General features: G+C 45.8%; 29 protein-coding genes and 1 tRNA gene. 24 read left to right on the forward strand and 6 right to left on the reverse strand.

The annotated features are described in order from the left end of the window. The first annotated feature begins 57 nt into the window (after positions 1–57). Entirely contained in the window at positions 58–237 is a 180-nt protein-coding gene (locus J7E78_RS26600) for a ribbon-helix-helix protein, CopG family (protein WP_076328061.1), read from the forward strand. Between the two features lie 141 nt (positions 238–378). After that, positions 379–609 carry a DUF6809 family protein gene (locus tag J7E78_RS26605; protein WP_215079519.1) on the forward strand — a complete coding sequence of 77 codons (231 nt, stop codon included), beginning with the start codon at positions 379–381 and terminating at the stop codon, positions 607–609. A 214-nt stretch (positions 610–823) separates the two neighbouring features. On the opposite strand, the gene J7E78_RS26610 is transcribed toward J7E78_RS26605, so the two are convergent. Then, positions 824–1,726 (reverse strand): manganese catalase family protein, encoded by a 903-nt coding sequence (locus J7E78_RS26610; RefSeq protein WP_036614750.1) that lies wholly within the window; start codon positions 1,724–1,726, stop codon positions 824–826. A 244-nt stretch (positions 1,727–1,970) separates the two neighbouring features. On the opposite strand from J7E78_RS26610, the gene J7E78_RS26615 reads away from it, so the two are divergent. The 4 genes from J7E78_RS26615 to J7E78_RS26630 all read left to right on the forward strand — a co-directional run bounded on the left by J7E78_RS26615 (position 1,971) and on the right by J7E78_RS26630 (position 3,339). Beyond that, positions 1,971–2,279, forward strand: a complete 309-nt coding sequence (locus J7E78_RS26615; RefSeq protein ID WP_215079521.1) for a hypothetical protein — start codon at positions 1,971–1,973, stop codon at positions 2,277–2,279. A gap of 56 nt (positions 2,280–2,335) precedes the next feature. Further along, complete coding sequence (locus J7E78_RS26620; protein ID WP_036614744.1) at positions 2,336–2,656, forward strand: DUF3889 domain-containing protein; 321 nt, start codon at positions 2,336–2,338, stop codon at positions 2,654–2,656. 196 nt (positions 2,657–2,852) lie between these two features. Continuing rightward, positions 2,853–3,074, forward strand: coding sequence for a hypothetical protein (locus J7E78_RS26625; RefSeq protein WP_017687387.1), 222 nt, complete (start codon positions 2,853–2,855; stop codon positions 3,072–3,074). Further along, a complete protein-coding gene (locus J7E78_RS26630; RefSeq protein WP_215079523.1) occupies positions 3,058–3,339 on the forward strand; it encodes a hypothetical protein in 282 nt (93 codons plus the stop codon). The genes J7E78_RS26625 and J7E78_RS26630 overlap by 17 nt, the downstream gene beginning before the upstream one ends. A gap of 257 nt (positions 3,340–3,596) precedes the next feature. Here J7E78_RS26630 and J7E78_RS26635 read toward each other — a convergent pair whose 3' ends face one another. Together J7E78_RS26635 and J7E78_RS26640 are read right to left on the reverse strand one after the other, a co-directional pair. Then, the gene (locus J7E78_RS26635; RefSeq protein ID WP_215079525.1) at positions 3,597–3,833 is read right to left on the reverse strand and encodes a DUF3892 domain-containing protein; all 237 of its coding nucleotides are present in this window, start codon (positions 3,831–3,833) and stop codon (positions 3,597–3,599) included. Positions 3,834–3,945: 112 nt separating this feature from the next. Then, positions 3,946–4,389 (reverse strand): GNAT family N-acetyltransferase, encoded by a 444-nt coding sequence (locus tag J7E78_RS26640; RefSeq protein ID WP_215079554.1) that lies wholly within the window; start codon positions 4,387–4,389, stop codon positions 3,946–3,948. Between the two features lie 699 nt (positions 4,390–5,088). Here J7E78_RS26640 and J7E78_RS26645 point away from each other — a divergent pair. The 5 genes from J7E78_RS26645 (at position 5,089) to J7E78_RS26665 (ending at position 9,740) form a co-directional block, all read left to right on the forward strand. Beyond that, positions 5,089–5,160, forward strand: a tRNA-Val gene (locus J7E78_RS26645). A 238-nt stretch (positions 5,161–5,398) separates the two neighbouring features. Next, positions 5,399–7,615, forward strand: a complete 2,217-nt coding sequence (locus J7E78_RS26650; RefSeq protein ID WP_215079527.1) for a M1 family metallopeptidase — start codon at positions 5,399–5,401, stop codon at positions 7,613–7,615. A 178-nt stretch (positions 7,616–7,793) separates the two neighbouring features. Beyond that, positions 7,794–8,066, forward strand: coding sequence for a hypothetical protein (locus tag J7E78_RS26655; protein WP_215079529.1), 273 nt, complete (start codon positions 7,794–7,796; stop codon positions 8,064–8,066). Beyond that, entirely contained in the window at positions 8,053–9,051 is a 999-nt protein-coding gene (locus J7E78_RS26660) for a glycoside hydrolase family protein (protein WP_215079531.1), read from the forward strand. Before J7E78_RS26655 ends, J7E78_RS26660 begins: the two co-directional genes overlap by 14 nt. Before the next feature lie 2 nt (positions 9,052–9,053). After that, positions 9,054–9,740, forward strand: coding sequence for a hypothetical protein (locus J7E78_RS26665; RefSeq protein WP_215079533.1), 687 nt, complete (start codon positions 9,054–9,056; stop codon positions 9,738–9,740). 171 nt (positions 9,741–9,911) lie between these two features. Here the strand turns inward: J7E78_RS26665 and J7E78_RS26670 are convergent, their stop codons facing one another. Further along, positions 9,912–11,123 (reverse strand): chromate transporter, encoded by a 1,212-nt coding sequence (locus J7E78_RS26670; protein WP_251035281.1) that lies wholly within the window; start codon positions 11,121–11,123, stop codon positions 9,912–9,914. Between the two features lie 204 nt (positions 11,124–11,327). Here J7E78_RS26670 and J7E78_RS26675 point away from each other — a divergent pair, with 204 nt between their 5' ends. The 5 genes from J7E78_RS26675 to J7E78_RS26695 all read left to right on the forward strand — a co-directional run bounded on the left by J7E78_RS26675 (position 11,328) and on the right by J7E78_RS26695 (position 14,219). Next, positions 11,328–11,747 carry an organic hydroperoxide resistance protein gene (locus tag J7E78_RS26675; protein ID WP_215079538.1) on the forward strand — a complete coding sequence of 140 codons (420 nt, stop codon included), beginning with the start codon at positions 11,328–11,330 and terminating at the stop codon, positions 11,745–11,747. Between the two features lie 171 nt (positions 11,748–11,918). After that, positions 11,919–12,482 (forward strand): YdhK family protein, encoded by a 564-nt coding sequence (locus tag J7E78_RS26680; RefSeq protein ID WP_215079540.1) that lies wholly within the window; start codon positions 11,919–11,921, stop codon positions 12,480–12,482. Between the two features lie 367 nt (positions 12,483–12,849). Further along, positions 12,850–13,050, forward strand: coding sequence for a hypothetical protein (locus J7E78_RS26685; protein ID WP_133385501.1), 201 nt, complete (start codon positions 12,850–12,852; stop codon positions 13,048–13,050). A gap of 199 nt (positions 13,051–13,249) precedes the next feature. Beyond that, positions 13,250–13,804: a copper amine oxidase gene (locus J7E78_RS26690; protein ID WP_036614723.1), complete on the forward strand. Its 555-nt coding sequence runs from the start codon at positions 13,250–13,252 to the stop codon at positions 13,802–13,804. A 97-nt stretch (positions 13,805–13,901) separates the two neighbouring features. Further along, positions 13,902–14,219, forward strand: a complete 318-nt coding sequence (locus J7E78_RS26695) for a DUF1292 domain-containing protein (RefSeq protein ID WP_215079542.1) — start codon at positions 13,902–13,904, stop codon at positions 14,217–14,219. Between the two features lie 206 nt (positions 14,220–14,425). Here the strand turns inward: J7E78_RS26695 and J7E78_RS26700 are convergent, their stop codons facing one another. Further along, positions 14,426–15,901: an aminotransferase class I/II-fold pyridoxal phosphate-dependent enzyme gene (locus tag J7E78_RS26700; RefSeq protein ID WP_215079557.1), complete on the reverse strand. Its 1,476-nt coding sequence runs from the start codon at positions 15,899–15,901 to the stop codon at positions 14,426–14,428. Between the two features lie 176 nt (positions 15,902–16,077). On the opposite strand from J7E78_RS26700, the gene J7E78_RS26705 reads away from it, so the two are divergent. From J7E78_RS26705 to J7E78_RS26720, 4 genes are all read left to right on the forward strand, one after another. Beyond that, positions 16,078–17,370 carry an MFS transporter gene (locus tag J7E78_RS26705; RefSeq protein ID WP_076328051.1) on the forward strand — a complete coding sequence of 431 codons (1,293 nt, stop codon included), beginning with the start codon at positions 16,078–16,080 and terminating at the stop codon, positions 17,368–17,370. 213 nt (positions 17,371–17,583) lie between these two features. Then, positions 17,584–18,183 (forward strand): hypothetical protein, encoded by a 600-nt coding sequence (locus tag J7E78_RS26710; RefSeq protein WP_076211433.1) that lies wholly within the window; start codon positions 17,584–17,586, stop codon positions 18,181–18,183. A gap of 172 nt (positions 18,184–18,355) precedes the next feature. Next, entirely contained in the window at positions 18,356–19,765 is a 1,410-nt protein-coding gene (gene gndA, locus J7E78_RS26715) for an NADP-dependent phosphogluconate dehydrogenase (RefSeq protein WP_215079544.1), read from the forward strand. Positions 19,766–19,966: 201 nt separating this feature from the next. Beyond that, on the forward strand, positions 19,967–20,476 hold the full coding sequence (locus J7E78_RS26720; protein ID WP_251035282.1) for a shikimate kinase: 510 nt from the start codon (positions 19,967–19,969) through the stop codon (positions 20,474–20,476). Positions 20,477–20,599: 123 nt separating this feature from the next. Here J7E78_RS26720 and J7E78_RS26725 read toward each other — a convergent pair whose 3' ends face one another. After that, entirely contained in the window at positions 20,600–20,905 is a 306-nt protein-coding gene (locus J7E78_RS26725) for a rhodanese-like domain-containing protein (protein ID WP_215079546.1), read from the reverse strand. A 105-nt stretch (positions 20,906–21,010) separates the two neighbouring features. Here J7E78_RS26725 and aroA point away from each other — a divergent pair, with 105 nt between their 5' ends. The 4 genes from aroA to ptsP all read left to right on the forward strand — a co-directional run bounded on the left by aroA (position 21,011) and on the right by ptsP (position 26,634). Continuing rightward, positions 21,011–22,306, forward strand: a complete 1,296-nt coding sequence (aroA, locus tag J7E78_RS26730; protein WP_215079548.1) for a 3-phosphoshikimate 1-carboxyvinyltransferase — start codon at positions 21,011–21,013, stop codon at positions 22,304–22,306. A gap of 59 nt (positions 22,307–22,365) precedes the next feature. Then, entirely contained in the window at positions 22,366–22,800 is a 435-nt protein-coding gene (locus J7E78_RS26735) for a CoA-binding protein (RefSeq protein ID WP_091014241.1), read from the forward strand. A 196-nt stretch (positions 22,801–22,996) separates the two neighbouring features. Further along, positions 22,997–24,877, forward strand: coding sequence for a glucose PTS transporter subunit IIA (locus J7E78_RS26740; protein WP_215079550.1), 1,881 nt, complete (start codon positions 22,997–22,999; stop codon positions 24,875–24,877). Beyond that, positions 24,874–26,634, forward strand: a complete 1,761-nt coding sequence (gene ptsP, locus J7E78_RS26745) for a phosphoenolpyruvate--protein phosphotransferase (RefSeq protein ID WP_215079552.1) — start codon at positions 24,874–24,876, stop codon at positions 26,632–26,634. The genes J7E78_RS26740 and ptsP overlap by 4 nt, the downstream gene beginning before the upstream one ends. Positions 26,635–26,752: the final 118 nt, after the last annotated feature.

Here is a 26,752-nt window from a genome sequence, read left to right on the forward strand (position 1 = left end):
TTTTTGTGCCAACAACAACTATACTATTATTGTTGGCACAAAAAGTGAGGTGAAGCAATGTCCGCCAAGAAGATGGGACGTCCGCTGTCTGACAATCCCAAAAGCGAAACGATTAAAATCCGTGTTGATCAGGAAATTATGAACAAGCTCGATATTTCGGCTGAGAAGCTGAATACGAATCGATCAGACATCGTTCGCAAAGGGATTGAGAAGATTTACGACGAACTCCAAAAATAAAAAAGGAAGCAGCGCTAGTCCCGAGAAGAACACGCTGCTTCCTATCACGCAATCACTTGAATGAGCTGACTGCATAAATATCCTACCATGTGTAGAACGTTCATTCAAGTGAGGTGCGAATTGATATACAGGAGGATGCACATGAATTTGATATTAGAAGCATTATATAATGGACGACTTCGACCGGATGAGACGATGATGCCGACACATCCTGAATACCAAACGTTAGGGCGGCAGATTGCAGCTCTGACAGAGCAATGGAAGAATCGATTGAGCGAGGAAGAATTCCGTGAGCTTGAACAGTTATTTGACTTGTGTGGCAGATGTGAGGGCATGCATACGGAAGCGGCGTTGGAGTTTAACGAAGTTTAACGATGTGAGTAGAGATCCGGCTTACTTTTACAGCTAAATTCTCAGGAAATGACGTGCATACAACATACTCATTTTGCATCATAAAATGGTATCATAAATTGATTATAACAAAGCCCTCAAATCCTCTCTGCATTCAGCAGCAGGGTTCGAGGGCTTCACTTAAACATAGAGTTAACAATATATATAGGGAAAGAATCTGTTAAACAATTGTTCCTTAATCCGCAATATTCCCTGCCATCTTCAGACGACGTGCAATTTCCTTGAAGTCTTCTTGCGATATACCTGGTGCGAATTCTTCCTCGACCGCAGGAGCTTCCGGAATCGGGAATCCTTCAGGAATCCCTTGGATGACTTCAAGAGGTTGTCCATCTTCGGGGTGAGTTCCTTTCCAGATCTGGCCAATCGTGTTGAAATCTTTATCACTATAGGTATACAGCTTGGTGTGTACCCCTTTTTCTTCATATTTACGAGCCTCGTTGAAGGCTTTGTTGTTCAGTGAAGGGATAGGAACCAGCTTGGTCACATTTACGCCAGTTGCAATCTCAAGTGCTTTCGCATATGCGACAACATGTACCCCGCCACGTACCAGCAGGAAACCAACCACTTCCCGGGCTGCCGGGTGATCCGTCATCTCATATACTTTCATTTTATGGGTACGAGCGCCACATTCTAGGAAGAAGTTATGCAGCAGATCCTCGACCAGGTTGCCGCTGTTGAAGACGTTTGCTCCCGTCCATGGATTACCCATGGAGTCGAAAGGCATTGCGCCTTGTGCACCGGCCAGATAGTGATACGACAGACGAGCATCTTTCACGGAACCTAGCGGTGTATCGTCGGGTTCTTTGTACTCGGTTGAACCTCTGAGGCATTTGTTAATGCCATGAGACACGAGCTCAACATGACCCAATTCTTCGGCGGTAATACTCATGACGAGGTCATAGAAGGGCTTCAGCTTTTCTTTGGATCGAAAATTAAACGATTGATAGAGGTAGTTGTTCAACGTTGACATTTCTCCGAATTTGCCGCCGAGCAATTCTTGTATGGCTGCCGCAGCATTCGGATCTGGCTTCTCGACATTGGGAATCTCAATCAGGATTTCATCCAAGCGTTTGAACATTCGGGTGTAACCTCCTCGAATTGGTATTGCAGATCGTGAAATCACTCTGTCATGGCCTATTACACGTCTATTGGGTTTTTTAAACAAAAAATCAACCAAATGGGACTTAAGCATCGCATAACGTATGTCTCAACTCTTCTCCCATTTGTTATTTCCAATACGGTCAAATTTATGTATAATCAAACATTCAAACGAGTCTTCACGTACAAGAGAAGAGAGTCATAAATTCATAAAGGAGTAAGAGATGAACAAGCGTTGGATACAAATAGTTGGGATTGTAATGTTTCTAATGATTGTGATGTACATAAGCAGCGAGCCTGCCACAGCATATGTCGATACGAACGAGGTTCAGGTCGATGAAGCAACGAGGCAGTTACTTGAAAAGAAATACGAGTTGGAACGTCCTGAGGAACCACAGACACAACAATACGTTTTCTCGGGTGATTGGGGAATGAGTTTCCGGACGGAGCCTGCTGATTCGTTTGACCGACTTATTCATGTGGTTCCTTTTTCCCTGCGGCAACTGGCCTGGATCTTTCGTTTATTCGTGTAAAATGAAACCCGGACGGGCAATATAACAGAAACATATTGTCCCAAGGAGTGAGTGAAATGAGAATGCTCATCGTTACCGTCATGTCGGTAGTTCTGAGTTTAGCCGGAATTACATCAGGCACAGGCGCAGCCATCCCTGATTATGCGAAGTGGGGGATTATTGCGGTCAAGGAAACACAGACCAAGTATAATGTGGATATTTTGGACTATAAGCATATCGGTCGTACTTCTCTAACAGCGGATCAATCACGGGAACAGTTCAAGCTATGGGTTCGAGCGAAAGACGGCAAGCAATTCGCAGTCTATGTAAATGTTGATTTTAATCCATCTACACAGCAGTTAAAGAAAGTGCAATTTTCGGAATCGGATCGACACTGATCCGTTACTGAACTTGGTCATGACAAGCCATGTTTTCATATTAGCTATACTATGGGTTGAACCAGACTGCCTTAATCATTAAGGTGAAAGTTTGGTTTTTTTTATTTTACAAAATCCTTTTTTTACTATTGAATAAAGAACTTATGTTCGCATATAATATGAAATACAAACAAACGTTCTTATCGGAGGGATGATTATGCTAGGGAAATATATTGGCCAGATGGTGGAGCTTGTCTACATGGATCGTGCAGGGCAGATTACGCAGCGACAGATTCGAATTAACAGTGTACGTGGCGGGATGATTAGAGCATCAGCGGGAAAAGAAGGCTCACCCCGAACATTTCTGGAGCAAGGTATTCTGGCATGGCGTCCTGTTACCGATCTGAATGGGGAGGTAAAGTATGCTGAACGACTTTGAACGCAAGATTTTGCGTATTATGGTGAACTATGCAGGACAACGGCGCAGGCTGCCGCGTATGGATGAACTGGAGAACAAGACGGGACGAAGCAGAGCTTACATTCATGAGTCTTTGCTGGAGCTTGAACGCACCGGGCACATCGCGTGGGAGAACCGTTCTACTCTTGAAGGGATACAGATTTTGCAGGCATGGGAACAGGCACAACAGCTGGTTCGCAAAAGCCAGCCTTCCGGGGACTCCGTAAAATATTTTACGGACTACTAGAGGTTGTTCAAAAAGTCCACTTTTGATTACGAATCATGCCTGACGGCATCATCAGCATCGAAGTTGAAATTCAGCCGAAATGTCCGTTGCTCACGTAGTTTTCCTACGCTCTGCTACTCCATTTCTAGCTTCATTCCATCTTCTCGGCACTGAAAATCAGACTTTTTGAACACGCAATACAGTCATAATAAGAAAACGCCAACCCGGGTAACCGGATCGGCGCTTATTGTGTCACATGTACGACATGTGTATCTATTTTAGAGATGGGGAAGTTGGTCCAGGTTGTTGGTTGGGTCACCGTCGGCATCTCCGCGAATGTACATTTCGCCATCCTTGCCTTTAAATACATTCACACCGGCAATAGCGCCAGCTTTTACTTCTGCAAGTGCCTGCTGATAATCCAGTACACGTCCTGCTGAAGTCTGAAATGCTGTCAGGTCACCGTCACCATTTTTCTGTACGGCTGTGAAACTCTCGCGTGTCGTTTGATCCATGATGTCACACTCTCCTTATATGACGAGATAGGAATCTGCTTACCTGATTAGCCTATCCGAATTCATCGGAAGTATGCACCATATGCTGATAAGACCTGCCAACGTCGAGGTTTTACAGGCTCTTTCTCATACGAACATGCAGAATATCTGCATCATAAAAAGGTTCTTCCGAAATCACTTCATAACCCAGTTTTTCATAGAATTTCTGTGCCTGACACTGCGCATCCAGTACAGAATAGGATAAGCCGAGTTCACGTGCCAGCTCCTCCATCGCCAGCAGAAGCACACGTCCATAACCGAATGAACGATGAGATTCAAGCACTGCGATCCGCTGCATTTTGGCCGTATCCTTACTGTAATAGATCAGGCGTCCCGTTGCCACAGCCTGTCCATCTGTACTCAACAATACATGATGCACATCCGGACTGATGACATCGTATTGATCAATCTCAATCTCGGCAGGCACCTGTTGCTCGATCACAAAAACGTGATGGCGAATTTCCAGGGCTTGCTCCAGTTGTTCTTCTGTTGATACATAACTAATCTCAGCTGCCAATTCCATTCCTTCTTTCTGCTCTTGCGCGACATATCAGACTGAATTATACAAAAAAATGTTTTTCCTGTATAGTGAAGTCTGGAACATATTGGGAGAGGAGGGGTAGTGATGGGCATGACAGGCATCATGGTAATTACATTGCTAATGTCGGCGGCAATGATTACTCTGTTGTATTACGTTACGAAGAAAGCATACTCACGCAAGTGGGATGAAGATGAGTAATTCACCTGTTAACCTTCACGGCAAGACTTCACTGCTTCCTCGCGGAGAATACACATCTTGAATTACAGATTTGGAGTATACGTCCAGCCAGACGGGCAGAGATTCACCATTTTCATTGGGCTGTTGTAATTGTTGGAATTGAACTGTATGTTCATCCCTCTCTAAGCTGCAACCAGTAACGGTTGTACTGAGAATCACAAGCCCAGCAAAGAGAAAGAAGCATTTGGTAAATGTATATTTATTGGATTTTGACCGTTTTGTTAAGTTTCTCATAGGGAATTCACCTCGTTGTAGAAATGGTAATCTTTCCTTTATTGTGCACCATTTCGGGTGAATTATAACCAAATAAATCATTGACAATGAACACGGTTACTTGATATGATACTGTTACTTGATTGGGAAACAATTATATATTATGATCTGTTAGCTCAGCTAAAGATAGTGGTATGACCGTTATTGTAGCATCTTAATTATTACAGGGCGATAGCTCAGCGGGAGAGCATTATCTTGACAGGGTAAGGGTCGTGGGTTCGATCCCCACTCGTCCTATATGAAAAAATTAAAGGCAACTTCTTTTGAGAATTATATCTCAAGAGGAGTTGTTTTTTTATATAACATTATGGCTACCTCCAATATTATGTGTAGGTGGTTTTTGTTGATAATAAATTCAATGGTACAGTTTCTTTCTCTTTTTAAACAAAACTTAAATAAAACATAAATTCAGCGTAAGGTTCGTCTTCTATACTTGGTTCTGAGGTCAATATAGAACAGGAGAAGGAGAGAACTTATGAATTATTCAAACCCATTTACATCAAAGTTAGCCAGAGTAGGGATCGCGGGTACACTGGCTTTAATATTGGCAACAAGCCCACTTGCCAACATGGGGGTTGTTGCCGCGGAAGCAGACCCAGCGCCTGTATCTACGAAGATATATAATACACAGAAAGACTCTTTAGAGCAGGTGCCTATTCAATACCATATTCAGGCTCGGCTGAATGAGAAGGACATGACTCTCCGGGGTAACGAAAAGATTACGTACCGTAACACAAGCAAGGATACTCTGAAGCAATTAGTCCTCCATACGTATGCTGATGCGAACCTGTCGAAGTCTACACAGGCGACGATGTTTAAACAAGCTAATGAAAATATCAGCAAAAATAATCCGGATAAAAAACCGGAAGATTTTCTTGGCGGATTGGATATTCAGGGAGTGACCACAGCAGGGGGGCAATCTCTCGATTTCAAAAACGAGAACCAAGCGTTGACGGTACAATTGAATGAACCTGTACAACCAGGCAAATCCGTCTCATTTCAAGTGAGTTTTCAACTGAACATTCCATATGGATCGCAGCGTATATCGTATTACCAGGATATTATCAATGGAGCACATTGGTTCCCTGTGATGTCTGTGTATGACGAGGGCAAGCATCAGTGGGATACAGCACCCTATAGTCAAACATTCGAAAGTGACTATTATATCTCAGCGGATTATGAAGTTGATTTAAACGTTCCTGATGATTATCAGGTAGCGATGCCTGGTGTTATCACAACACGAGAGGATATCGAACATGGACGTAAAATTGTATCCGCTCTGGCTGAGAATACAAGGGAGTTTGTTTTCTTTGCCAGCCCGAAATTTCAAGTAGAAAGCGTTACCCGTAACGGTCTCACGGTTGAGTACTATTATTTTGACAACCAGCCTGGAAAAAAAGAGATTGTTGAGCAATATATTGATCAGGCTTTCCAAGCTATTGATTTTTTCAGTGAGAAATATGGGAAGTATCCTTATCCAGAGTTTCGGATTGTTGAGACGTATGTACAAGGTGTAGCCGTGGAGTATGCGAGGCTCATTCAGATGGGACAGATTCAAAGCGGTGCTGTTCCAGAGAAAGATACGACATTTGTGCATGAGATTGCGCATCAGTGGTTCCATGCATTAATTGGGAATAATTCAGAGACAGAGTCCTTCCTGGATGAAGGCTTTGCTGATTTCTCCATGGTGTATTTTGCCGAGAAACAGGGAGACAAGCTAAGTGGGTTCAGATCCATACAGTTTGATGATTCACCAGTAGATGTGGCGATTGCGTCGACGAATGATGAAGTAGGGGACTTGGCTAGTCTGGTCTACTATCAAAAAGGGCGACAAGCGATATACCAGCTTTACCGCTCCGTTGGTGAAGAGAAGTTTGATCACTTTATGAAAGAATATTTCAAACGCTACGTGTACCAGAATGCAACTTTAGAGGGGCTGCTTCGCACCATTGAAGATGTGCTTGGTAAGGAAGTACGTTCAGAAATGCAGATGGCCCTATATCAGCCTAACTTTGTCTTAAAGCCGGAATACCAATTATCACAGGAAGAGACCGCCGCCTATGTACATGACATGTTACAACAACAGTATCAGGCTGTCATGGGCATGATCCCTAATCTGCCTTATGAAGTGATGAATCGATTGATGGACAAAGTCCTTCAAGGCGAGGAATTAACCATTGTGCTCAGCGATCAGGTGAGTAAACTTGCAACTAAACAGCAGGAAGATATGGTTAATCAGTTGACCGGATTCCTTGATATGACCGGTATGAGATACGACATTATAAGGGATCGCAAGGAACTGAAGCAAAAGATGAAAAAAGAGATCGGCAACAGCAACCTTATTGTCATTGGCAATGCCAAGTCAAACGGATTGGTGCAGGCTTTAAAATTCAACATTATTGATCGGACGAAACAGACGGGTTTTCCTTGGAAAAATACCATGAATCAACCTCTCGCCGCGGGTGCATATGTTATCAAACATCCCTATAACCAGAATCGATTGATGCTTCATTATTTCTGGAATGAGGACCATCTGAGTGATGCGGCATTTGAAGCTTTTAAGCTGAAAATACAGGAGTCTATCGGATTCACTAATGATTTTTACCAGTACTATGTGTTGGATAATCAAGGCAAGGAGAAATCCAATAAAAAAGTTACGAATCCCATATCTTCACTTTTTGCAGAAGAATAAGCAATGGGTTTTGCAGTTTCTTCCTTCAAACAGGTTAGCCAATTTTATTGGTTAGCCTGTTTAGTCTTGTTATGAAAACCAGTCTTAGAATAATAGGCTGCAAGATGGGCATAATGCTTTAACACAAAGGCAACTTCATGAATATACTTATCGGGAGAAAACAATAGGAGGGATTAATATGAAGGATCAACATTATCCGGGCGTACCAATGAAAGGGACAGTTGCTGATAACAACTGTAAAGGAAATAAAGGAATAAACAAAATGAAAGCGTATTCATATAATGCTAGAATTTGTTCTATCATTTGTATTACTCAGGAGCCGGCTGCGAATGAGGGTAATGTTGTTGATTTTTCAATCCTATTAAAGGACACTTCGGATGTTTTATATTCGCGACCGGTAAAGAGTAATACCCTGCTCACAAAGGAGTTGAGTTACCATGTCTATGACTGAAAATATTGCTCAGGCAGCACTGGGCGCCGCGATGAAGGCAAACAGGGCCATTGCGCCTTATGATTATTGCGATGCAGAAACCAGACGGATGTACACGCCTCAATTTGATAAAAAAATGGACAATCCTATGTATACCGCTGCAATGGCGGGTCTTCAATCGATCTATTGGTTTCGGGCGATCAAGGTAAAGGGGCTTATCCCTGATGCAAAAGCAGATTATTATGCTACGTATTCTACCAACCATAATCACATCGGAGGAATTGGACTTGCGTATTCCAACAGTCCAACAGGACCATGGACCAAACACGGACAGGTTTATCTGGATACCGTAGTTGGGAATTCGACCGAAACGCCATTCGTGATCTGGAACGATGAGGAACAATTGTTCTTTATGTATTATCAACAAAACGGGTTGGGAATCAATCAATCAACGGCACTTGCGACCTCTGTAGACATGATTAACTGGACAAGAGTGGGGTTGATTTTGGACAAACCTCCCGGGTTCCCAGGTGATGGTCATACCGGATACTTCTCGTGTTTCAGAAATGGAGGCAAATGGATTGGTTTCTCGGTGATGGGCGGCGGTGACTTTGGCCGTAAATGTATCTGGTATTCTCATGACGGACGTAACTGGTTAGCTGATCCAAGACCATTAATGGGTGGTAACGATGCGACTTTATCAGCGGAAGAAAACATTTCGAGACCCAATGCTGGTGTATTTATGTACAAAGGGAGCATGTGGTGGTTGGGCATGTTATCGGCTTATGCTTCCGGTGGGGGCACGACTGTAGCTCGGCCTGCCATTGCCAAGATCAGCGCAGACTTTCGTCAACTGCTGGACAAACCTTCAAATATATATTTTCCGGCATTGAATTGGGAAACGACGAATATGCAATCCTTGATGGTATCCGTTATGGACGGCGTAGTGTACGTGTATTACAATACCGATCATAATATCGGTGTAGCTTATTCGGTGGGGGTGTAGAGATGGTTATACGTGATGCAGCGGGACAGATCGTGCCCTTTGGTAAGGTTCACAAACAGCTTGTAGCCGATTTTCTTTACGGAACGTTACCGGATTGGGTGGAGGTGGTGGGCACCCCTACGTTTGAGCCTTTGCCCGACAGAGGAACCATAACCGTTACAACACCGACAATGGCAGGAGCCACGGCAGAATTGAAAATGAAACATCTGATTGACAGCTCGAAAGTAACCGCAATTGCAATTACTTTGGAAGCGTTACAATTAAACGGGAACATTGGAATCTCAGTTCAGGTTGGCATTAAATCGAAGGATAGTAAGGCCGGAATTACATTTTATCAAAACGTAAATCAGAAGTATGGGATGGTTCGGGCCTACAAAGCAGATGGAACGTACACCGATTTCAAGCAAAACATGGTATTCTTCACCACACATGGCGTAGCAGGAGACGAGGCGCAGAACCGTAAGAATCTCACTGTGCTGCTCTGCACCGGATTACAGTTCTCAGCCGGGTTTGAGAGACCGTCCATATGGCTTGGTGCGGATGATCAATATGGCGGTGTTGCTGCTGACCTCAGTGGTGGGTTGTTCCAACATGGAGAACTGCAATGTCTGTTGAAACTGACTACAAGCAAAGCCGAGGCCAAGTATTTCAAATGTGCACAGATGAAAGTAGATATCTGGAGTAACTGATTAAACCTAGGGAGAAGTCTGAAGATGAACAAGGTGCATGATTCGAATTGGAATGATGATGAGAACAGATAGATACCTGCATGGATAGGTGAAAAGATATACTTGAATTAATTTGGTACCTAAACACAGACGCTTTGAAAAAGAAGTGTAGTGTTTGGGTACCTTTTTTATTTAGAGAAGGTTCATGATTGTACCACCTGCTGCACCAGCAACGACAACGATCCACGGTGGTACTTTCCAAAAAACGAGCATTAGAAACAACATGCATACCAGTGCAAAATCAACAGGAGTTAGGATCGCAGTTGTCCAAAGCGGATCGTACAACGCAGCCAACAAAATACCTACTACGGCTGCATTAATTCCGATTAATGCTCCTTGAATTTTCGAGCTTTTACATAAAGAATTCCAGAAGGGCAATGCGCCTACGATCAGAAGGAACGCTGGCAAAAAGATAGCAATCGTTGCAACCAAAGCACCCGGAACTCCACGCATCATTGCTCCTAAATAACTGGCAAAGGTGAACAAGGGTCCTGGTACAGCTTGTGCTGCTCCATATCCCGCCAAAAAGTCGGACTTGTTGATCAGACCTGCAGGGACGAATTCACGTTCCAGTAACGGAAGTACAACATGCCCTCCACCAAATACAAGTGAGCCTGAACGGTAGAAGCTATCAAAGAATAACAGCCATCCCGAACGATCCAATGGTGTGAGTACCGGGAGAAGAATCAGGATTCCAAAGAACGTAGCCAAACAGACTATTGCCAAGTTACGACTCACCGGGATAAACAAGTCTACTGTCTTAATACCTGTCATTTCTCTGAAATGGATCATGCCTATTATGCCTGCAATAACAATAAAAAGGATTGGAGTGAACGTAGTCTGCCAAACAAGAGTCGCCGCGGCAGTAAAGATAGCGATGGTTGCTCTGTAACGGTCAGGAGTTAGTTTTTGCCCCATGCCTAATATCGCTTGAGCGACAATAGCTACAGCAACAATTTTCAGACCGTGAATCCAGCCAGTACTGCTGATATCAAGTCCTTGCATAAGGAAAGCGAACAAAACTAACGCAATGACTGAAGGAAGTGTGAAACCAAGCCACGCCATCAGTCCCCCCAGCAAACCGCCGCGGATGATGCCAATTCCAATCCCGACTTGACTGCTGGCAGGTCCGGGCAAAAATTGACATAGCGCAACTAAATCTGCATAGCTTCGTTCATCCATCCATTTTCTACGGCGAACATATTCTTCATGGAAATAACCAAGATGAGCGATGGGTCCTCCAAATGAAGTCAGGCCAAGTTTGGTGGATACAGCCAACACCTCAGAAAGTGTTCTGACTTTATGTTTGGGCTTGTCCGGGGTTAGAAATGAATTATTCTCCAAACGTGTTATTCCTCCTTCCTCTACTGATAATACAGTATACTCCTCCTCATCGCTATTCATTTAAACGCAGCATTAAACTATATTATTTTTTAACATTAACTATTTACATACGCAATTTAATTGTGTACAATATAATTGTTAGCTAAGAAAAAGAGATCGAAATTTAGTCAAAATAAATCTAATCAACTAAAGGAGTTTTCACAAATGAAAACATTATATGAAACAACAGTCATCAATACAGGTGGACGTCAAGGAATCGTACAATCGCCAGATAACGTGTTTATGCTCGATGTCGCTGCACCGCCTGAACTGGGAGGCAAGGTAACTACAGCTACAAATCCAGAGCAGTTGTTTGCAGCAGGGTATAGTGCTTGTTTTAACTCCGCACTGGAGTTTCAATTGAAGAAACACAAGGTTGAAATTGAAAGAAGTACCGTAGCTGCAACCGTAATGTTGGTAACGGACTCTGAGGATAACGGCGTGAAACTTCAAGTCGATTTGGAAGTTAAAATCCTTGGTCTGGATGAGGAGACAGCACAGAAGTTTGTGAAACTTGCCCATGACTACTGCCCATATTCTAAAGGAATCAAAGGAAACGTAAATGTTAACGTGGAACTGGCGTAATTAATGATACTATTTGTTGTTGATAAGAAGCCTCCGAGAAATCGGAGGTTTTTTGTATTATTTTGCTCCATTGTAAGATGCGCCTGCCCGGAAAAAAGCAATAATAATGATTGTAACATACCTGTAGGGGGTATAATGAATGATACAAATAGAATTAAAGGAGTGCAAAACATGAAAAAGTACTTACTGACCATATCGACTATATTGATCACAAGTAGTTTGATTTTGAGTGGATGTGGCAAGGAGACTCGGCAGACTATTAAAAGTAACGATGACAGTCATACAGCCGCCGCAGGTGAGATGCACCATTCTGAATCGGGAGAGCTACCGGAAGGACTGCGGGAAAAAAACAATCCCACCTTCCCGATAGGAAGCCAGGCGCTGATGAGTGCCGACCACATGTCGGGCATGAAGGGCGCGAATGCAAAGATCGTTGGAGCATATGAGACTACGGTATATGCAGTTACGTATACGCCAACCACAGGCGGAGATCCCGTGCAAAATCATAAATGGGTTATCCATGAGGAAATACAGGACCATACGGATCAATCGTATGCGGCAGGTTCTGAGGTGCTGTTGAGCGCTAATCACATGAAAGGAATGAAGGGCGCCAAGGCCACAATTGATTCTGCTGAACAGACAACGGTATATATGGTTGATTATACCCCGACAACAGGGGGAGATTTGATTAAGAATCACAAATGGGTCACAGAAGAAGAATTATCTGCTATCTAATAGAACCATTTGTATGAAACAGCCCTTTTTATGCAGAAAAATCAATTTATAACTCAATTATGGGTTATAATGGTATTAAGTTTACACAAAACTGCTGAAAGGGGAATGTACTTATGATGGATTTTAGCAAACCACCCCATGGCTCTGAGACCGATACCCACCGTCAGCGTCATCAGGAGAATGAACAGAAATACTTGTCCGGAGGCAAGAGCATTTGGTATGAAATCAGCAACTGGCTCATTCTCGGAGGGATCCTCCTTGTCATATTTTTATTATTTAAATACGTTTTTTAAATAGACACACAACCGGGCGAATCCCCATATGATGCATTACATCAGTAAGCACTTGGGGAAATGGGGAATCCGGGATGGCAAAAGCAAAGGGAAAGAAAGCTCCCGCATTAAAGAGTGACAAAATTCGTGTATCCATGAAGTTGGTTACTTCAGATGTATGCGAGAGATGCAAGACACCATGTACACGAGGAATGGATTACGCTGCACGGATGCGCATCGAAGGGGCTATAGGCAAGGGCGTTCCCTGTATCCTGACCCGCCATACTTCTTCATAACTCTTCGTATAATGCCGTATATATAACAATTATAGATCAGGGGCATCCTTTAATGAGGATCGCCTCTTTTTGTGCATTCCAAGGGGTGGAAAAAATTCTGGATAAAAAATGAAAAATGATGAAAAACAGCGCAACTTTGTGGATGAATCTACAGTATAAATGTACAACAGCTAGCAGCAGGGGAGGGAATATTGACGGAATGAAATGGAAACGAATATTGCTTTGTGTCACGGTATTCTCCTTGCTCGGCGGGTCTTTATTGTTTGCTGATTCGGTGAACGAGAAGATTCGTGTTCTCATTAACGGCAAGGAAGCAGCTGATGGAGGTTATCTCATTGATGGAACGACCTATGTACCTGTAAGGGAAGCCGGAGGCGTCGTCAAATGGGACAGCAGTAACAAGAGAGTAACGGTGATCAAACCGAATGTACATATTTTTCTCTTCAAGGGAGACACTGTATTTGGCAACGTTAACGTAGGTAAGCTGAAATTCAATGTATTTTCTCAAGTGGACAGTCTGACAGCAGATGTAGCTGCCGTGAAAGTAACAATCACTAACCCGAGCGGTCAGGTGAAGGATATCCAGTCCCAGGAGCTTACGACTCAGAAGGATAACTTCTGGTTCCGCACATATGATTTTACGTACGATTTCAGTCGTGCCGGCAAGTATCAGGTGGGCTTTCATATTAAAGAAAATGCAAACAGCAGCTACGTCCTGGTGGCGGAGAAAATCATTACAGCGCTGAACGATTGAAGCAAAAATTACCCTGTGAGTTAAATTGACCTGGGTCATTGAACATGTTACGATATGCAAGGTTACACAATTTCTATTTATAAAGCGAGGTATATCAATGAGCGATCACACACATGAACACGGCGATGGCTGCGGATGCGGGCAAGACCACGACCACGACCACGAGCATGAAGAAGTCCTTCTCACATTAACAGACGAGAACGGCCAAGACGTGGAGATGGTTTTGGTGGAGACGTTTGACGTGGAGAAGCATGTTTATGCGCTCCTGCTGGAACGTAACAATCCTGAAGCTGACGGCATCATCCTGCGTATGGAAGAAGAAGACGAGGAAATGGTGCTCTACAATATTGAAGACGAAGAAGAGTGGAACCGCGTTGAAGTGGCTTACAACGAACTCGTTGCATCACAAGAATAGTCATTCTTTGGAACATAACATGTAGGCTCCTTGATTTTAGGGGGCCTTTTGTTTGTTTTTTAAGAGATATATAAGCAGTCACACCACCGGTTTTAACGACGAAATAGACGGGAAAATGCAAACTTGCTTGTCCCCTAAAATAAAAAGGACCAAGCGAAGGGCTTGGTCCTTTAAAGACATCCCCTGCACAGCGCAAGGGGGGTGTTTTAGAAAATGGCATCGGCTTCCACGATGACTTTAACGTTGGTTACGCTGCGATCTTCGGGTCCTTTGACAGGTAATCCAACTTCGACATGATCGATGATGTAGTCGATGTTTTCCTGGGTGATAACCTCACCCGGTAACAGGATCGGAATTCCTGGCGGATAGACATAGATGAATTCCGAGATAATACGTCCTGCGGATTCCTTAAACGGAATCACTTCGGTATCACCGTAGAATGCATCACGTGGAGTCAGCATCAACTGTGGAATATCCGGAACTTTTACTACCAGTTCATGGGCCGGGTTCACTTGATAATAGGTACGGGAGAGATCCTGCAAAGCGTTCAGCAAGATATCCACACTGTCATCCGTATCTCCTGGCGTGATGAGACACAGAATATTGTACATATCACTAAGTTCGACCTCGATGTTGTAATGTTCACGTAGCCAGTTCTCTGTTTCATACCCTGTAATACCCAGATGCCGAACATGGATCGTTACTTTGGTTGGATCGTAATTGAAGGTCGCTTCTGTACCCAACAGCTCTTCACCGAAGCAATACAGTCCATCCATATCGTTAATCGAACGTCTGGCAAACTCAGCTAGTTCAATCGCCTTTTGTGCAATCTCACGACCGTGGAGTGCCAGGTTACGTCTTGATGTATCGAGTGAAGCAAGCAAAATGTATGAAGTTGATGTTGAGGTGAGCAGACTCAGGATCGTCTGTACACGTTGTGGATTCACGAACCCATTTTTCGTGTTCAGGTTGAGTACGGAACTCTGTGTCATGGAGCCACCAAGCTTGTGGACACTGGTTGCAGCCATATCGGCACCTGCTGCCATCGCAGACAATGGTAGATCCTCATGGAAATGAATGAGTACGCCATGTGCTTCATCAACAAGCACAGGGACTTGATAGCTGTGTGCCAGCTCAACAATCTCCTTCAGATCGGTAACCACGCCGTAATAGGTCGGGTTAATTACAAGCAATGCCTTGGCATCCGGATGACGCTCAAGTGCGCGACGGATAGACTGTGTGGTCACTCCATGGTCAATACCCAGATTGGCATCTTGTGAAGGAGAAACAAAAACGGGTTTGGCGCCTGAAAAAATAATGGCGGACAGAACCGATTTATGCACATTACGGGGCACAATAATTTTGTCACCCGGTGAGCATACAGACAGAATCATGGTCATAATGGCACTGCTTGTGCCTTGTACACTAAAATAGGTATAATCGGCTCCGAAGGCATCTGCTGCCAAAATCTGTGCTTCCTGAATGACACCGGTTGGCTGATGCAGATCATCCAGCGGTGCGATGTTAATCAAATCTATGGAGAAGGCATTATCGCCAATAAATTCACGGAATTCGGTATCCGCTCCCAATCCTTTTTTATGGCCCGGAATATGAAACTGTACCGGATTGAGTGCCGCATGATTTTTTAAAGCGGTAAACAGCGGCGTACGGTGGTGATTCATCAGTGCTGTCACAACCCTTCCTAATAAAATTGGTAAACAAAGATGAGTATAGCAAATTAAGAACCGAATGCAACAGTATAATCGACAATTTTTTAAATTGCGGAGATTTGGGCACATTCCCCACGGTTACACTAAGGATAGGGAATAGGCAAATGAACACCGAAAGGGGAAAAAGAATGCAAACCGATACAAAACCAGCCAAAATTCTGAGATCACCATTTTTTATCGCGATGTGGCTGACACTTTTTCTAGTTGAAATTATCAAAGGAGCCCTGTTGGTAGCTGTTTTGCCCGTTTATATGGACAATATTCTGGGTCTGTCCGCAGGCGTTATTGGTGTGGCATTTGCTCTTCAATATCTGGGAGATAATCTGTTCCGTGCACCTTCCGGCTGGGCAGCAGAACGGATCGGGTTCCGGGCAACGATGGTTACAGCACTAATCTGTACATTAATCGCTGTTATTATGATCCTTTTTCTCAAAAGTGCCGTTGGACTGGCCATGGCCTGTTTGATTCTTGGCATAGGTACCTCACCGCTCTGGCCTTGCGCCATGACAGGGGTGACGGCGATGTCAGGCCCACAGAACAAGAATGGTACAGCAATGGGGGCGCTGGAGATGGCTGCTCTCGGCGGAACGGGGCTTGGACCTATAGGCATGAACTGGCTGCTGGAGCGCACGCATCATGATTATCGAACTATATTCCTCGTGCTGATGGGTTGTGCCATTCTCGTTATTCTGGTGGCCATGATTCTTCCTGGACGTGTCATTGTTGAAGGAGAGCATGCCGAGCAAGCAGCGAAGAATAGTGATGTGAAATATCCAGCCAAACCGAATTTGCTCACGCCGTTCATCCGGCTGCAAAAGAGTGTAAAGGGCACACTACAACGGGTACGCAGCACGCTTAATGTTAATCCACTGGTGTATCCTGCCTTGTTCATGCAGTCGTTTGTCATCGGGCTGCTCAGTCCAGTAATCACGCTATATACACGCACAGACCTGCACATCTCACCAAATCTATACAGCTTGTTGCTGATTGCAGGTGGTGGAATAACTGTTATTGCCTTACTGCCTGTAGGTAAAATGGTAGACAGGTTCGGCACCAAGCCGTTCCTGAACGTTGGTTTTTTGATGGCGGCGGCGAGTCTTTTTGCATTCTCCTCCATAACATCCATTCCGGTGGTGTTTGGTGTTGTCATGCTGGTGGGCATCAGTTATGCCATGATTCTGCCCGCCTGGAATGCTTTTGTAGCCACTCTGATTCCCAAAGGAGAGCGAGGAGCGATCTGGGGATTTTTCCTCACACTGCAGGGATCAGGCATGGTTGTAGGGCCTATTGTATCCGGACTGCTGTGGGACCACGTGAGTCATCCGGCTCCATTCATCGGCAGTGCCATCGTCATGGCAGGACTTGCCGTTGTGCATTTTGTGTTATCCCGCAATCCGTTTCGCACCGCTCCGGCCAAATAAGCAAAAGAAAAGGGAGTTCGTTATATCATGATAATCGGGGGCTTGCCCCTGTGCGTCTGCGGAAAGCTGCAATCCGGCGGTCCTTTCGGTGAAAAATAGTCAAATAACCAAGTACCCTTACATAAATTGAAGTATAAAATAGGGTAAGCCGATTGAGTAGAAGCGATTGAAGACGAGGGCCGGAGTTGATCCGGTACAGATGGAGGGAGTGCCGTGAATAAGAGTTATGAAGTTGAATATTGCAATCTGGAGCTGCGGTTCAACCGTCGGCATATCCAAAATTTGATCAGAGACCTTATTCGTGAGGGGTATTCACTATATTGGAGCGAGGACGAATCCTTTTTTATCCTGTCAGTCCGGACCGGCCGCAAGCTGGTAAAGCTCCGCTTTCAACAGACACGCACGGGGAACTACAAGATGACTGGGGATTATATCATTAAGGATGCCAAGCTTGCAGAGTGGCTGGAGAAGCTGATTGGAGATACACGTGGGCATGCGGTTGTGAAGCGGTTCAAGGATCAGCAGATGACCGTGGAGAACATTTTATTCGGTGAAGTCATTCGGCTCGTGGAAGTTTCCGGATTCAAACAACGTGTCATTTTTCAAAAGGAACCTGCGCCGACGGCGGAAGAGATGGAAGAAATGTTCCTCTCGCGCGAAGGCGAGGAAAGGCTCATGTTGTTGCGTATGGAAGTGGACGATGAACTGGAGCGCCTCTACACGGCCATGCAGATGGATAATATCGAAAAAGCAAATGCTTGCCGTGAAGTCTTAAAACAGTTGTCCGGACATCTGTTAATGTTGGAAGGATGAGAAGATAAGGCCGTATTTATGAAAATACGATGAACACCTCAGCAGATTGGGGTGTTTTCTCGTTGCGTAGCTGTGCCGCGGGGTTCACTTCTATACATAAAACCGTTAAAATGGGAGTATTGTTGAGAATTTATTTCAATAAAATTAATTGGAGCAAAGGATGGAGGACCAGATGACAAAACAACAAATTGGCGTAATTGGCCTGGCTGTCATGGGCAAAAATTTGGCCCTTAACATTGAAAGCAAAGGTTTCTCAGTATCGGTATATAACCGTTCCCCGGAGAAAACCAATGATCTTCTGAAAGAAGCTGAAGGTAAAAACCTGACAGGCTCATTCTCCATTGAAGAGTTCGTAGCATCCCTGGAATCCCCGCGCAAAATTTTGATCATGGTACAAGCAGGCAAAGCGACCGACGCTACCATTGAGCAACTGCTTCCTCACCTGGATGAGGGTGACATCATCATTGATGGAGGGAACGCATACTTCCCTGACACGCAACGTCGCAGCAAAGAGTTGGAAGACAAAGGCATTCGCTTCATTGGTACAGGTGTATCCGGTGGTGAAGAAGGCGCATTGAAAGGCCCTTCGATTATGCCTGGAGGACAGGAAAGTGCTTATAAACTGGTTGAACCGATCCTGACGGCGATCTCAGCCAAAGTCGGTGACGATCCATGTTGTACATATATTGGACCAGACGGTGCCGGACACTATGTGAAAATGGTGCATAACGGTATCGAGTACGGAGATATGCAGTTGATTGGTGAAGCGTACCACTTGCTCAAATCCGTATTAAACGTTTCCGTTGAAGAGCTTCATGCGATCTTTAAGGAATGGAACCAGGGAGAGCTGGATAGTTACCTGATCGAAATCACAGCAGATATCTTCTCCAAATACGATCCGGAAACGGGCAAACCAATGGTTGATGTCATTCTGGATGCTGCTGGACAAAAAGGAACAGGTAAATGGACAAGCCAAAGTGCGCTGGATCTCGGCGTTCCATTGTCCATGATCACGGAATCCGTATTCTCCCGTTTCCTGTCTGCGATGAAGGACGAGCGTGTAGCAGCTAGCAAAATCCTGAGTGGGCCAGCGACTGAAGCGTTCTCAGGCGACAAAAAAGCGTTCATTGAGAGCGTGCGTAAAGCCCTCTTCGCAAGTAAAATCGTATCCTACGCACAAGGATTTGCACAAATGCGTGCAGCTTCCGACGAGTATGGCTGGGATCTGAAATACGGCAATATTGCCATGATCTTCCGTGGTGGCTGCATCATCCGTTCGCAGTTCCTGCAAAACATCAAGGAAGCTTATGATAAAGACGCAGCTCTGAAAAACCTGCTCCTGGATCCTTACTTCCAAAACATCGTTGAGTCTTATCAAGACGCATGGCGTGAAGTTGTAGCGGCGGCTGTACAACAAGGTGTTCCAGTACCTGGTTTCTCCAGCGCACTGTCTTACTACGACAGCTACCGCACAGAGCGTTTGCCAGCAAACTTGCTGCAAGCACAACGTGACTACTTCGGTGCTCACACATTCAAACGTGTGGACAAAGAAGGCAGCTTCCACCACAACTGGATGGAGTAGTACCACATATATGAATCGATGAGGCTTGGCTAAAGTGGTCTTAAGCAGGAGCTTGGCCTGCTAAGAGGCTCAAAAGAGGTTTGGCGTTCCGGTGATTGCCGGTTAAAGCCAGGCCTCTTTTTGGTCTTTCCCAGTCCGCAGGGCTGTGTTATGATAGGACAAAAGTGCTCACGAATTGCTTGAATTAAAGGAGTGTACACCTTGAGCAAGTCTAACAATATTATTCTCATTGGTATGATGGGGACCGGCAAATCAACCGTCGCTGACATGCTTTCACGCGAGCTTGGTTATCGATTGATTGATGTAGACGCCGCGGTGGAAAAAGAGGAAGGCTGTACAATTCCAGAATTGTTCACTGGCAAGGGAGAGACGTATTTCCGTGATGCCGAGAGCCGCATGTTATGCTCGGTGCTGGAGAAGAAGTCACAGGTCATAGCGACCGGAGGTGGCGTGGTGCTGCGTTCGGATAATTGTGACGTGATGTCGAAGAATGGTTGGGTTGTTGCCCTGACTGCTGACCCGGCAGTGATTGTAGAACGTGTTAGCGGCTGCGAAAATCGTCCGCTTCTTGCAGGCAATACAGAGGAACGCATCAAGTCGATTATGGAAGAACGGAAAGACGCATATCGGTTCGCACATTATACGGTGGATACAACCGAGTTATCCGCTGCTGAAGTGACTCGTTTAATTTTAGCGCATTACCGCGTCTAAGCTTGTTATTGTGGAAGTTTAATGGTTGATCGGTGGGGGCAGAGATAACAAAACGGGCCATACAGGCCCGTTTCTGGGAGTAGAGTTTAAAGGTTACAAATGACTTCGCTCGCTCCGGTTTCTCTAGTCTTCCTGTTGCCACTGAAGCATACCGCCGACCATGTTTGTACAGCCTTCATATCCCAGTTGCTGCAGATAATCACATGCACGCTCACTGCGGTACCCGCTACGACAGATGATCACGATCTCACCTGATTTCTCAATCTCAGACAGTCGGTCCGGAATCTGTCCAAGCGGAATATGCTTGGCTCCTTCGATCATGCCTTGCGCGACTTCATCGTCCTCGCGGACGTCTATCATCTGCAGCTTCTCTCCCGCCTGTAAACGGCGGCGCAGCTCAGACGTTTCAATTTCAGCTATTTGTGTCATATTCAGGTCCTCTTTTCTGTATGGACTTAACGCTATAATGATACCCAAGCGATGCACGGAATGTCAATTTGGCCACAATATAATCAATGAAGGAGAATTTCATCCATGGACGTTATTGTTAAACCAACCCCTACCCTGAATGGGGAAATCGGGGCTCTGTCCTCCAAAAACTACACTACTCGTTATTTGCTGGCTGCTGCGCTGGCAGAAGGCACAAGTACCATCCATTTCCCGGCACACAGTGAAGACAGTGATGCCATGCGCAGATGTATTCGTGATCTGGGGGCAGTACTTGAAGAAGACGACAGCAAGATTGTGATCCAGGGCTTTGGCAGTCATCCCCGTGATGTGCGTGAGTTGAATGTGGGGAATGCAGGTGCTGTACTTCGTTTCCTGATGGGAGTTACAGCGCTCTGCCCTGACGTTACATTTGTGAATACGTACCCGGATTCGCTGGGCAAACGCCCGCATGATGACCTGATCGATGCGCTTGGTCAATTGGGTGTAGATGTACAGCACGAACAAGGACGTTTGCCGATTACAATCAAGGGTGGCAATGCCATGGGTGGACACATTCGTGTATCCGGCTCCGTCAGCTCCCAATATCTGAGTGCATTGTTGTTTGTTACGCCGTTGCTTGCAGAAGACAGCACCATCGAAGTGTTGAATGACCTGAAGTCCAAGGTGGTTATCGGACAGACGCTGGAAGTGCTGGAGCAGGCAGGCATCGTTATCCAAGCAAGTGATGATTACATGTCCTTCCGTGTACCAGGTGGACAGGCTTACCAGCCGACGACTTACACGGTTCAAGGGGACTACCCGGGCTCGGCAGCCGTTCTTGCCGCAGCAGCGGTTACACAGTCTGATGTGAAAATTCTGCGCCTGATGGAGCAGAGCAAACAGGGTGAACGTGCCATCGTTGACGTGCTGCGCATGATGGAAGTGCCATTGACACATGAGAACGATGTTGTTCACGTTCAAGGTAATGGCAGATTGAAAGCGATCGAATTCGACGGGGATGCCGCGACGGACGCCGTTTTGGCTATGGTAGCCGCAGCAGTGTTTGCGGAAGGCACATCACGGTTCTATAATGTAGAGAACCTGCGTTACAAGGAATGTGACCGAATCACCGATTACTTGAACGAACTGCGGAAGGCAGGAGCGAACGTTGAAGAGCGTCAGGCCGAGATTATCGTACACGGACGTCCGGAAGGCGTTGAAGGCGGCGTTGAGATTAACGCTCACTACGATCATCGCGTAATTATGGCGCTTACAGTCGTTGGTTTGCGTTCCAAGGAGCCGCTTCGTATTCGGGATGCACACCATGTAGCCAAGTCTTATCCGCAATATTTCGATCATTTGCAGGCGCTTGGCGCCTCGGTTCAATGGGTAAAAGAGTAAACAACTGAAATTCAGTCTTTTGAACACGCACTTTAATCAGAAAAGGATGGTGCTTGAACATGGAATTTAACAACCCTACTCGTGAAGAAATTGGACAACTTTTGCGCAAGGCAGGCAACATCGCAGTCGTCGGCTTATCAGACAAATCGGATCGAACTTCCTATATGGTGGCCGAAGCCATGCAGAGCAGAGGTTATCGCATCATCCCGGTTAATCCACAGGTGCAAGGTGAAATTCTTGGCGAGACGGTATATGCCACACTCGCGGATATTCCAGAGCCAGTAGACATCGTCAATGTGTTTCGTCGCGATGAGTTTTGCGCGGATGTCGCTCGTGACGCCGCTGCCATCAAAGCAAATGTGCTGTGGCTGCAGCTTGGCATCCATAGTGATGAAGCGGTCCAGATTGCTGCAGAGAACGGCATGACAGCGGTAACGAATCGTTGTATCAAGGTAGAGGATTCCATCGTTCTGCGCGGCGCTGGACGCGGCTGAGAAGTCCGTTCACCTGTGACTGGATGATCTCCTGATTGCACCCAATTGAATGTATCTAGGATGATTCCCGTTAACTTGAAGTTGACGGGAATTTTTCTGTGCTATTTTTGCCGTATTAATTACCAATTGGTTACTAATTTTCTTTGACAAAACGTTGCGTAAAGCTTACCATCTAGGATAGAAAGGAGAGGTCGCCATGAATTGGCTCGGATCCTTGCAGCAGCTCGGACGAGCGGTAATGCTGCCTACAATGGTCCTGCCCGCCGCCGCAATTTTGCTCAGTGTTGGCAGTCTACCTTGGGACGCCTGGGGATTGGATATTGTCGGTGAAGTGTCGACCGTGGCCGGACACGGTATTTTTTATTTCTTACCGTATTTGTTCGCTGTCGGTGTAGCACTGGGACTCTCCAACCAGGCCGGACAAGCGGGACTCGCTGCGCTGGCTGGTATCGTGATATATGATCAGGTGACTCGCAATTTCAGCGACGGCACCGTTCAGCCCGCTTCCTTAATCGGAATCATACTCGGCGCGCTTGCCGGTGGGATGCATAATCGGTTTAAAAGCATTAAACTGCCTGAAATTTTACAATTTTTTGGAGGTTCAAGGTTTGTTTTGCTCATTGTCGGACTCTGTTCGGCATTGTTCTCCTGTTTTATGTTATGGATCGCTCCGATCCTACAGCATGGATTGAACGGCATTGCTACCTGGGAATACAGTCTCGGGGGGTTTGGACTGTTCATCTACGGAGTGTTATACAGGGTGCTGGTCGCTTTCGGGCTTCATCACCTGCTTAACAATGTGTTTTGGTTCCAGTTAGGGACGTTTGAAACGCCTGATGGTAACATTGTGCAAGGGGATTTGCCCCGATTTTTTGCAGGTGATCCAACAGCAGGATTCTTTATGGCGGGTTTGTTTCCCGTCATGATGTTTGCCATTCCGGCAATAGCCTTTGCTATTATTCAGGAAGCCAGGGAAGATCTGAAACCGAAAATCAAGAAAACTTTTCTCACATCGGCACTCGTTTGTTTTTTAACCGGGGTATCGGAACAGATTGAGTTTGCTTTTTTGTTCGCAGCACCTTATCTGTTCATCGTGCATGCAGTGATGTCCGGCGTTGCCATGTGGATTAGTTACTGGCTTGATATCCGACATGGATTTTCTTACTCCGCAGGTATTATTGATTACATACTCAATTTCCATCTATCGGAAAATGCTTGGAAGCTCATTCCGATTGGCATACTATATGGGCTGGTTTACTACTTCCTGTTCCGATGGGCGATTCGTACGTTCAAGATTCCAACACCAGGACGTGAAGAGGGCTCCATGCTGGAAGATTGGGTAGGTAACATCCCTTATCAGGCACCTTTAATCCTCGAAGCATTGGGTGGGAAGAGTAACATTGTACAGGTTGAAGCATGTATTACACGTCTTCGCCTGACTGTGCATGATGACCGCCTGATCGACACGGGTGCCATGAAGAGTATGGGGTCTGCTGGACTGATCAAGCTGGGTGGCGGTAACGTACAGGTGGTATTCGGGACCTACTCGGAATTGATTCGGGAAGAAATCGCGAAGCTGCTGGAAAGAGATCTGCAACAGGTGCTGTTCTGTGCCCCCGTTCAGGGCAAAATGCTCCCGATTGAAGAGGTGCCGGATCAGATCTTTGCAGCCAAGCTTGTTGGGGATGGGGTAGCCTTTGTTCCGGAAAAGGGAGAGCTGGTCTCACCCGTGTACGGAACGATTATGCACTTGTACCCGACCATGCATGCCTTGGGTATTTCCACCCGTGAGGGTCTTGAGGTGTTACTGCATATCGGCATCGATACCTCTCAGTTGAAAGGCCATTTTGAAGCTTTTGTTCAGGAGGGCGATACGGTGGAGCCAGGGCAGTTGTTGATCAAGTTTGATCTGGCAGTACTCCGCGAGCAAGCGGCGTCACTAACAACACCAATGGTAATTACGAATCCGGATCGTGTAAAATCATGGAGTTTTGCTCCATTTAAGCAAGTTAAGAAAGGTCAGGCATCCGTTATGTCCGTGGTGCTCTATGACAGGAACGTTGGAGGGGTAGAATGAAGATACAAGGCATCAACGGAGCTGCAGGCATAGCCATCGGCAAAGCATTTGTCCTGCCCAGTTGGGAATGGGATCTGCCGGATCAGAAGATGGATTCGGTGGATCTCGCCCAAGAGTTCGAACGGCTGTATGAGGGCATACGGACATCAAAGGATGAGATCGAATATATCAAAAATGAGTTCAAGGAAGTTGTTGGTCCAGAGGAGTCCAGTATCTTTGATGCACATCTGGCAATCCTGGAAGATCCGGTATTCATGAACGAAATCCGCGGCATTATCGAGCGTCAATATAAGGCAGCAGAAGTGGCGGTCAAAGAAGCCATTGATCACTTTGTCACGATGTTTGACTTGCTGGAAGACGAGTATATGAAGGAGCGGGCCATTGACATCAAGGATGTGGGTAACCGTCTGCTCAAGCATTTGCTCGGTGCACCGGAGATTACACTTCCTTCGGATACCCAGCCGTATGTACTCGTTGCCAAAGAACTGTCGCCATCTCAACTGGCGCATCTGAATCCCACCCATGTACTAGGCATTGTGACCTTGATTGGCGGGAAAACATCACATTCTGCGATTATGGCTCGTGCCCTTGGCATTCCTCTCGTTTCCGGTCTGGAAGCGAGTCTTGGCATGCCGGTAGAGACAGGGGATATGCTTGTGGTGGATGGTGACAATGGCTTGGTATTTACGGACCCGGATCGCAAGACGATTGAACGATATACCATGCTTCGCAGCAAACAACTGAAGAAAAAGGAACAACTTCAAGTCCTGGCTACAGTGGATGCCGTAACCAAAGATGGGGCCGTTTTGCACTTGGCTTCCAATATCAGTTCGGTGAAGGAATTGGACCTTGCTTTGAAACAAGGAGCCAAAGGGGTAGGCTTGTTCCGAACAGAGTTTTTGTATATGGACAGGGCTACGTTCCCGGGTGAGCAGGAGCAGTATGAGGTGTACCGCCTTGTGGCAGAGAAAACAGCAGGCCAATCCGTTGTCATTCGTACACTGGATATCGGTGGTGACAAGCAACTCGATTATTTTGAATTGCCTGAGGAAGACAATCCGTTTCTGGGGTACCGTGCCATTCGGATTAGTCTGGACCGCAAGGATCTCTTCAAAACACAGCTTACAGCCATTCTGCGTGCCAGCGCTGCCGGAAATGTCAAAATCATGTATCCAATGATCTCTTCGGTGGAAGAGCTTCAGCAGGCCAATGAGATTCTTCGTGAGGCGATGTCCGATCTGGACGAGCGGGGATTATCATACGACCCTCACATTCAGGTGGGAATCATGATTGAAGTTCCAGCAGCGGTGATGATTGCTGATCTGCTCGCAGAGGAAGCTGATTTCTTCAGTATTGGTACGAACGATCTGGTTCAATATGTTCTGGCAGTAGATCGAATGAATGAGCAGATCGCTCATATGTATCACCCCTATCATCCGGCTGTTCTGCGGATGCTTCGTGCGACAGCAGATGCGGCTCATACGGCTGGAATTGATGTGAGTGTGTGCGGAGAGATGGCAGGGGACGAACGTGCCATTCCGCTTTGGTTGGAGCTTGGCATTCGCCACTTGAGTATGTCTCCACAATCCCTGTTACGTGTGAAGCACAGAGTGCTGAACACAACCGCATCGGCTGCCAAAGAAGAAGCACGAAAGTGCTTCGCCCTACGCACCAGCGGAGATATTGAGGAGCGACTGCGAGTTTTTAATGACTCCACGGGAAGTTCGGATGAACAAAGTGGTTCGAACGCATCGTAATTGGGGTAAATGGATATAAATACCTTTAAGTTAATATATTTACATTTGTGATAATTATTCATTGAACACCTTGTATGTAAAATAACCCCACTGTGCATTAAAGTGTACCCTTTGTAAA

Origin of the sequence: Paenibacillus polymyxa (genome assembly GCF_018614975.1) — a bacterium.
In the GTDB taxonomy this organism is placed as follows: Bacteria; Bacillota; Bacilli; order Paenibacillales; family Paenibacillaceae; genus Paenibacillus; species Paenibacillus polymyxa_E.

Excerpts from the sequence above, each read along its gene's own strand:
- J7E78_RS26600 (WP_076328061.1), top strand. The coding sequence starts at position 58 with ATGTCCGCCAAGAAGATGGGACGTCCGCTGTCTGACAATCCCAAAAGC.
- J7E78_RS26605 (WP_215079519.1), top strand. The coding sequence starts at position 379 with ATGAATTTGATATTAGAAGCATTATATAATGGACGACTTCGACCGGAT.
- J7E78_RS26610 (WP_036614750.1), bottom strand. The coding sequence starts at position 1,726 with ATGTTCAAACGCTTGGATGAAATCCTGATTGAGATTCCCAATGTCGAG.
- J7E78_RS26615 (WP_215079521.1), top strand. The coding sequence starts at position 1,971 with ATGAACAAGCGTTGGATACAAATAGTTGGGATTGTAATGTTTCTAATG.
- J7E78_RS26620 (WP_036614744.1), top strand. The coding sequence starts at position 2,336 with ATGAGAATGCTCATCGTTACCGTCATGTCGGTAGTTCTGAGTTTAGCC.
- J7E78_RS26625 (WP_017687387.1), top strand. The coding sequence starts at position 2,853 with ATGCTAGGGAAATATATTGGCCAGATGGTGGAGCTTGTCTACATGGAT.
- J7E78_RS26630 (WP_215079523.1), top strand. The coding sequence starts at position 3,058 with ATGCTGAACGACTTTGAACGCAAGATTTTGCGTATTATGGTGAACTAT.
- J7E78_RS26635 (WP_215079525.1), bottom strand. The coding sequence starts at position 3,833 with ATGGATCAAACGACACGCGAGAGTTTCACAGCCGTACAGAAAAATGGT.
- J7E78_RS26650 (WP_215079527.1), top strand. The coding sequence starts at position 5,399 with ATGAATTATTCAAACCCATTTACATCAAAGTTAGCCAGAGTAGGGATC.
- J7E78_RS26655 (WP_215079529.1), top strand. The coding sequence starts at position 7,794 with ATGAAGGATCAACATTATCCGGGCGTACCAATGAAAGGGACAGTTGCT.
- J7E78_RS26660 (WP_215079531.1), top strand. The coding sequence starts at position 8,053 with ATGTCTATGACTGAAAATATTGCTCAGGCAGCACTGGGCGCCGCGATG.
- J7E78_RS26665 (WP_215079533.1), top strand. The coding sequence starts at position 9,054 with ATGGTTATACGTGATGCAGCGGGACAGATCGTGCCCTTTGGTAAGGTT.
- J7E78_RS26675 (WP_215079538.1), top strand. The coding sequence starts at position 11,328 with ATGAAAACATTATATGAAACAACAGTCATCAATACAGGTGGACGTCAA.
- J7E78_RS26680 (WP_215079540.1), top strand. The coding sequence starts at position 11,919 with ATGAAAAAGTACTTACTGACCATATCGACTATATTGATCACAAGTAGT.
- J7E78_RS26685 (WP_133385501.1), top strand. The coding sequence starts at position 12,850 with ATGGCAAAAGCAAAGGGAAAGAAAGCTCCCGCATTAAAGAGTGACAAA.
- J7E78_RS26690 (WP_036614723.1), top strand. The coding sequence starts at position 13,250 with ATGAAATGGAAACGAATATTGCTTTGTGTCACGGTATTCTCCTTGCTC.
- J7E78_RS26695 (WP_215079542.1), top strand. The coding sequence starts at position 13,902 with ATGAGCGATCACACACATGAACACGGCGATGGCTGCGGATGCGGGCAA.
- J7E78_RS26700 (WP_215079557.1), bottom strand. The coding sequence starts at position 15,901 with ATGAATCACCACCGTACGCCGCTGTTTACCGCTTTAAAAAATCATGCG.
- J7E78_RS26705 (WP_076328051.1), top strand. The coding sequence starts at position 16,078 with ATGCAAACCGATACAAAACCAGCCAAAATTCTGAGATCACCATTTTTT.
- gndA (WP_215079544.1), top strand. The coding sequence starts at position 18,356 with ATGACAAAACAACAAATTGGCGTAATTGGCCTGGCTGTCATGGGCAAA.
- J7E78_RS26725 (WP_215079546.1), bottom strand. The coding sequence starts at position 20,905 with ATGACACAAATAGCTGAAATTGAAACGTCTGAGCTGCGCCGCCGTTTA.
- aroA (WP_215079548.1), top strand. The coding sequence starts at position 21,011 with ATGGACGTTATTGTTAAACCAACCCCTACCCTGAATGGGGAAATCGGG.
- J7E78_RS26735 (WP_091014241.1), top strand. The coding sequence starts at position 22,366 with ATGGAATTTAACAACCCTACTCGTGAAGAAATTGGACAACTTTTGCGC.
- J7E78_RS26740 (WP_215079550.1), top strand. The coding sequence starts at position 22,997 with ATGAATTGGCTCGGATCCTTGCAGCAGCTCGGACGAGCGGTAATGCTG.
- ptsP (WP_215079552.1), top strand. The coding sequence starts at position 24,874 with ATGAAGATACAAGGCATCAACGGAGCTGCAGGCATAGCCATCGGCAAA.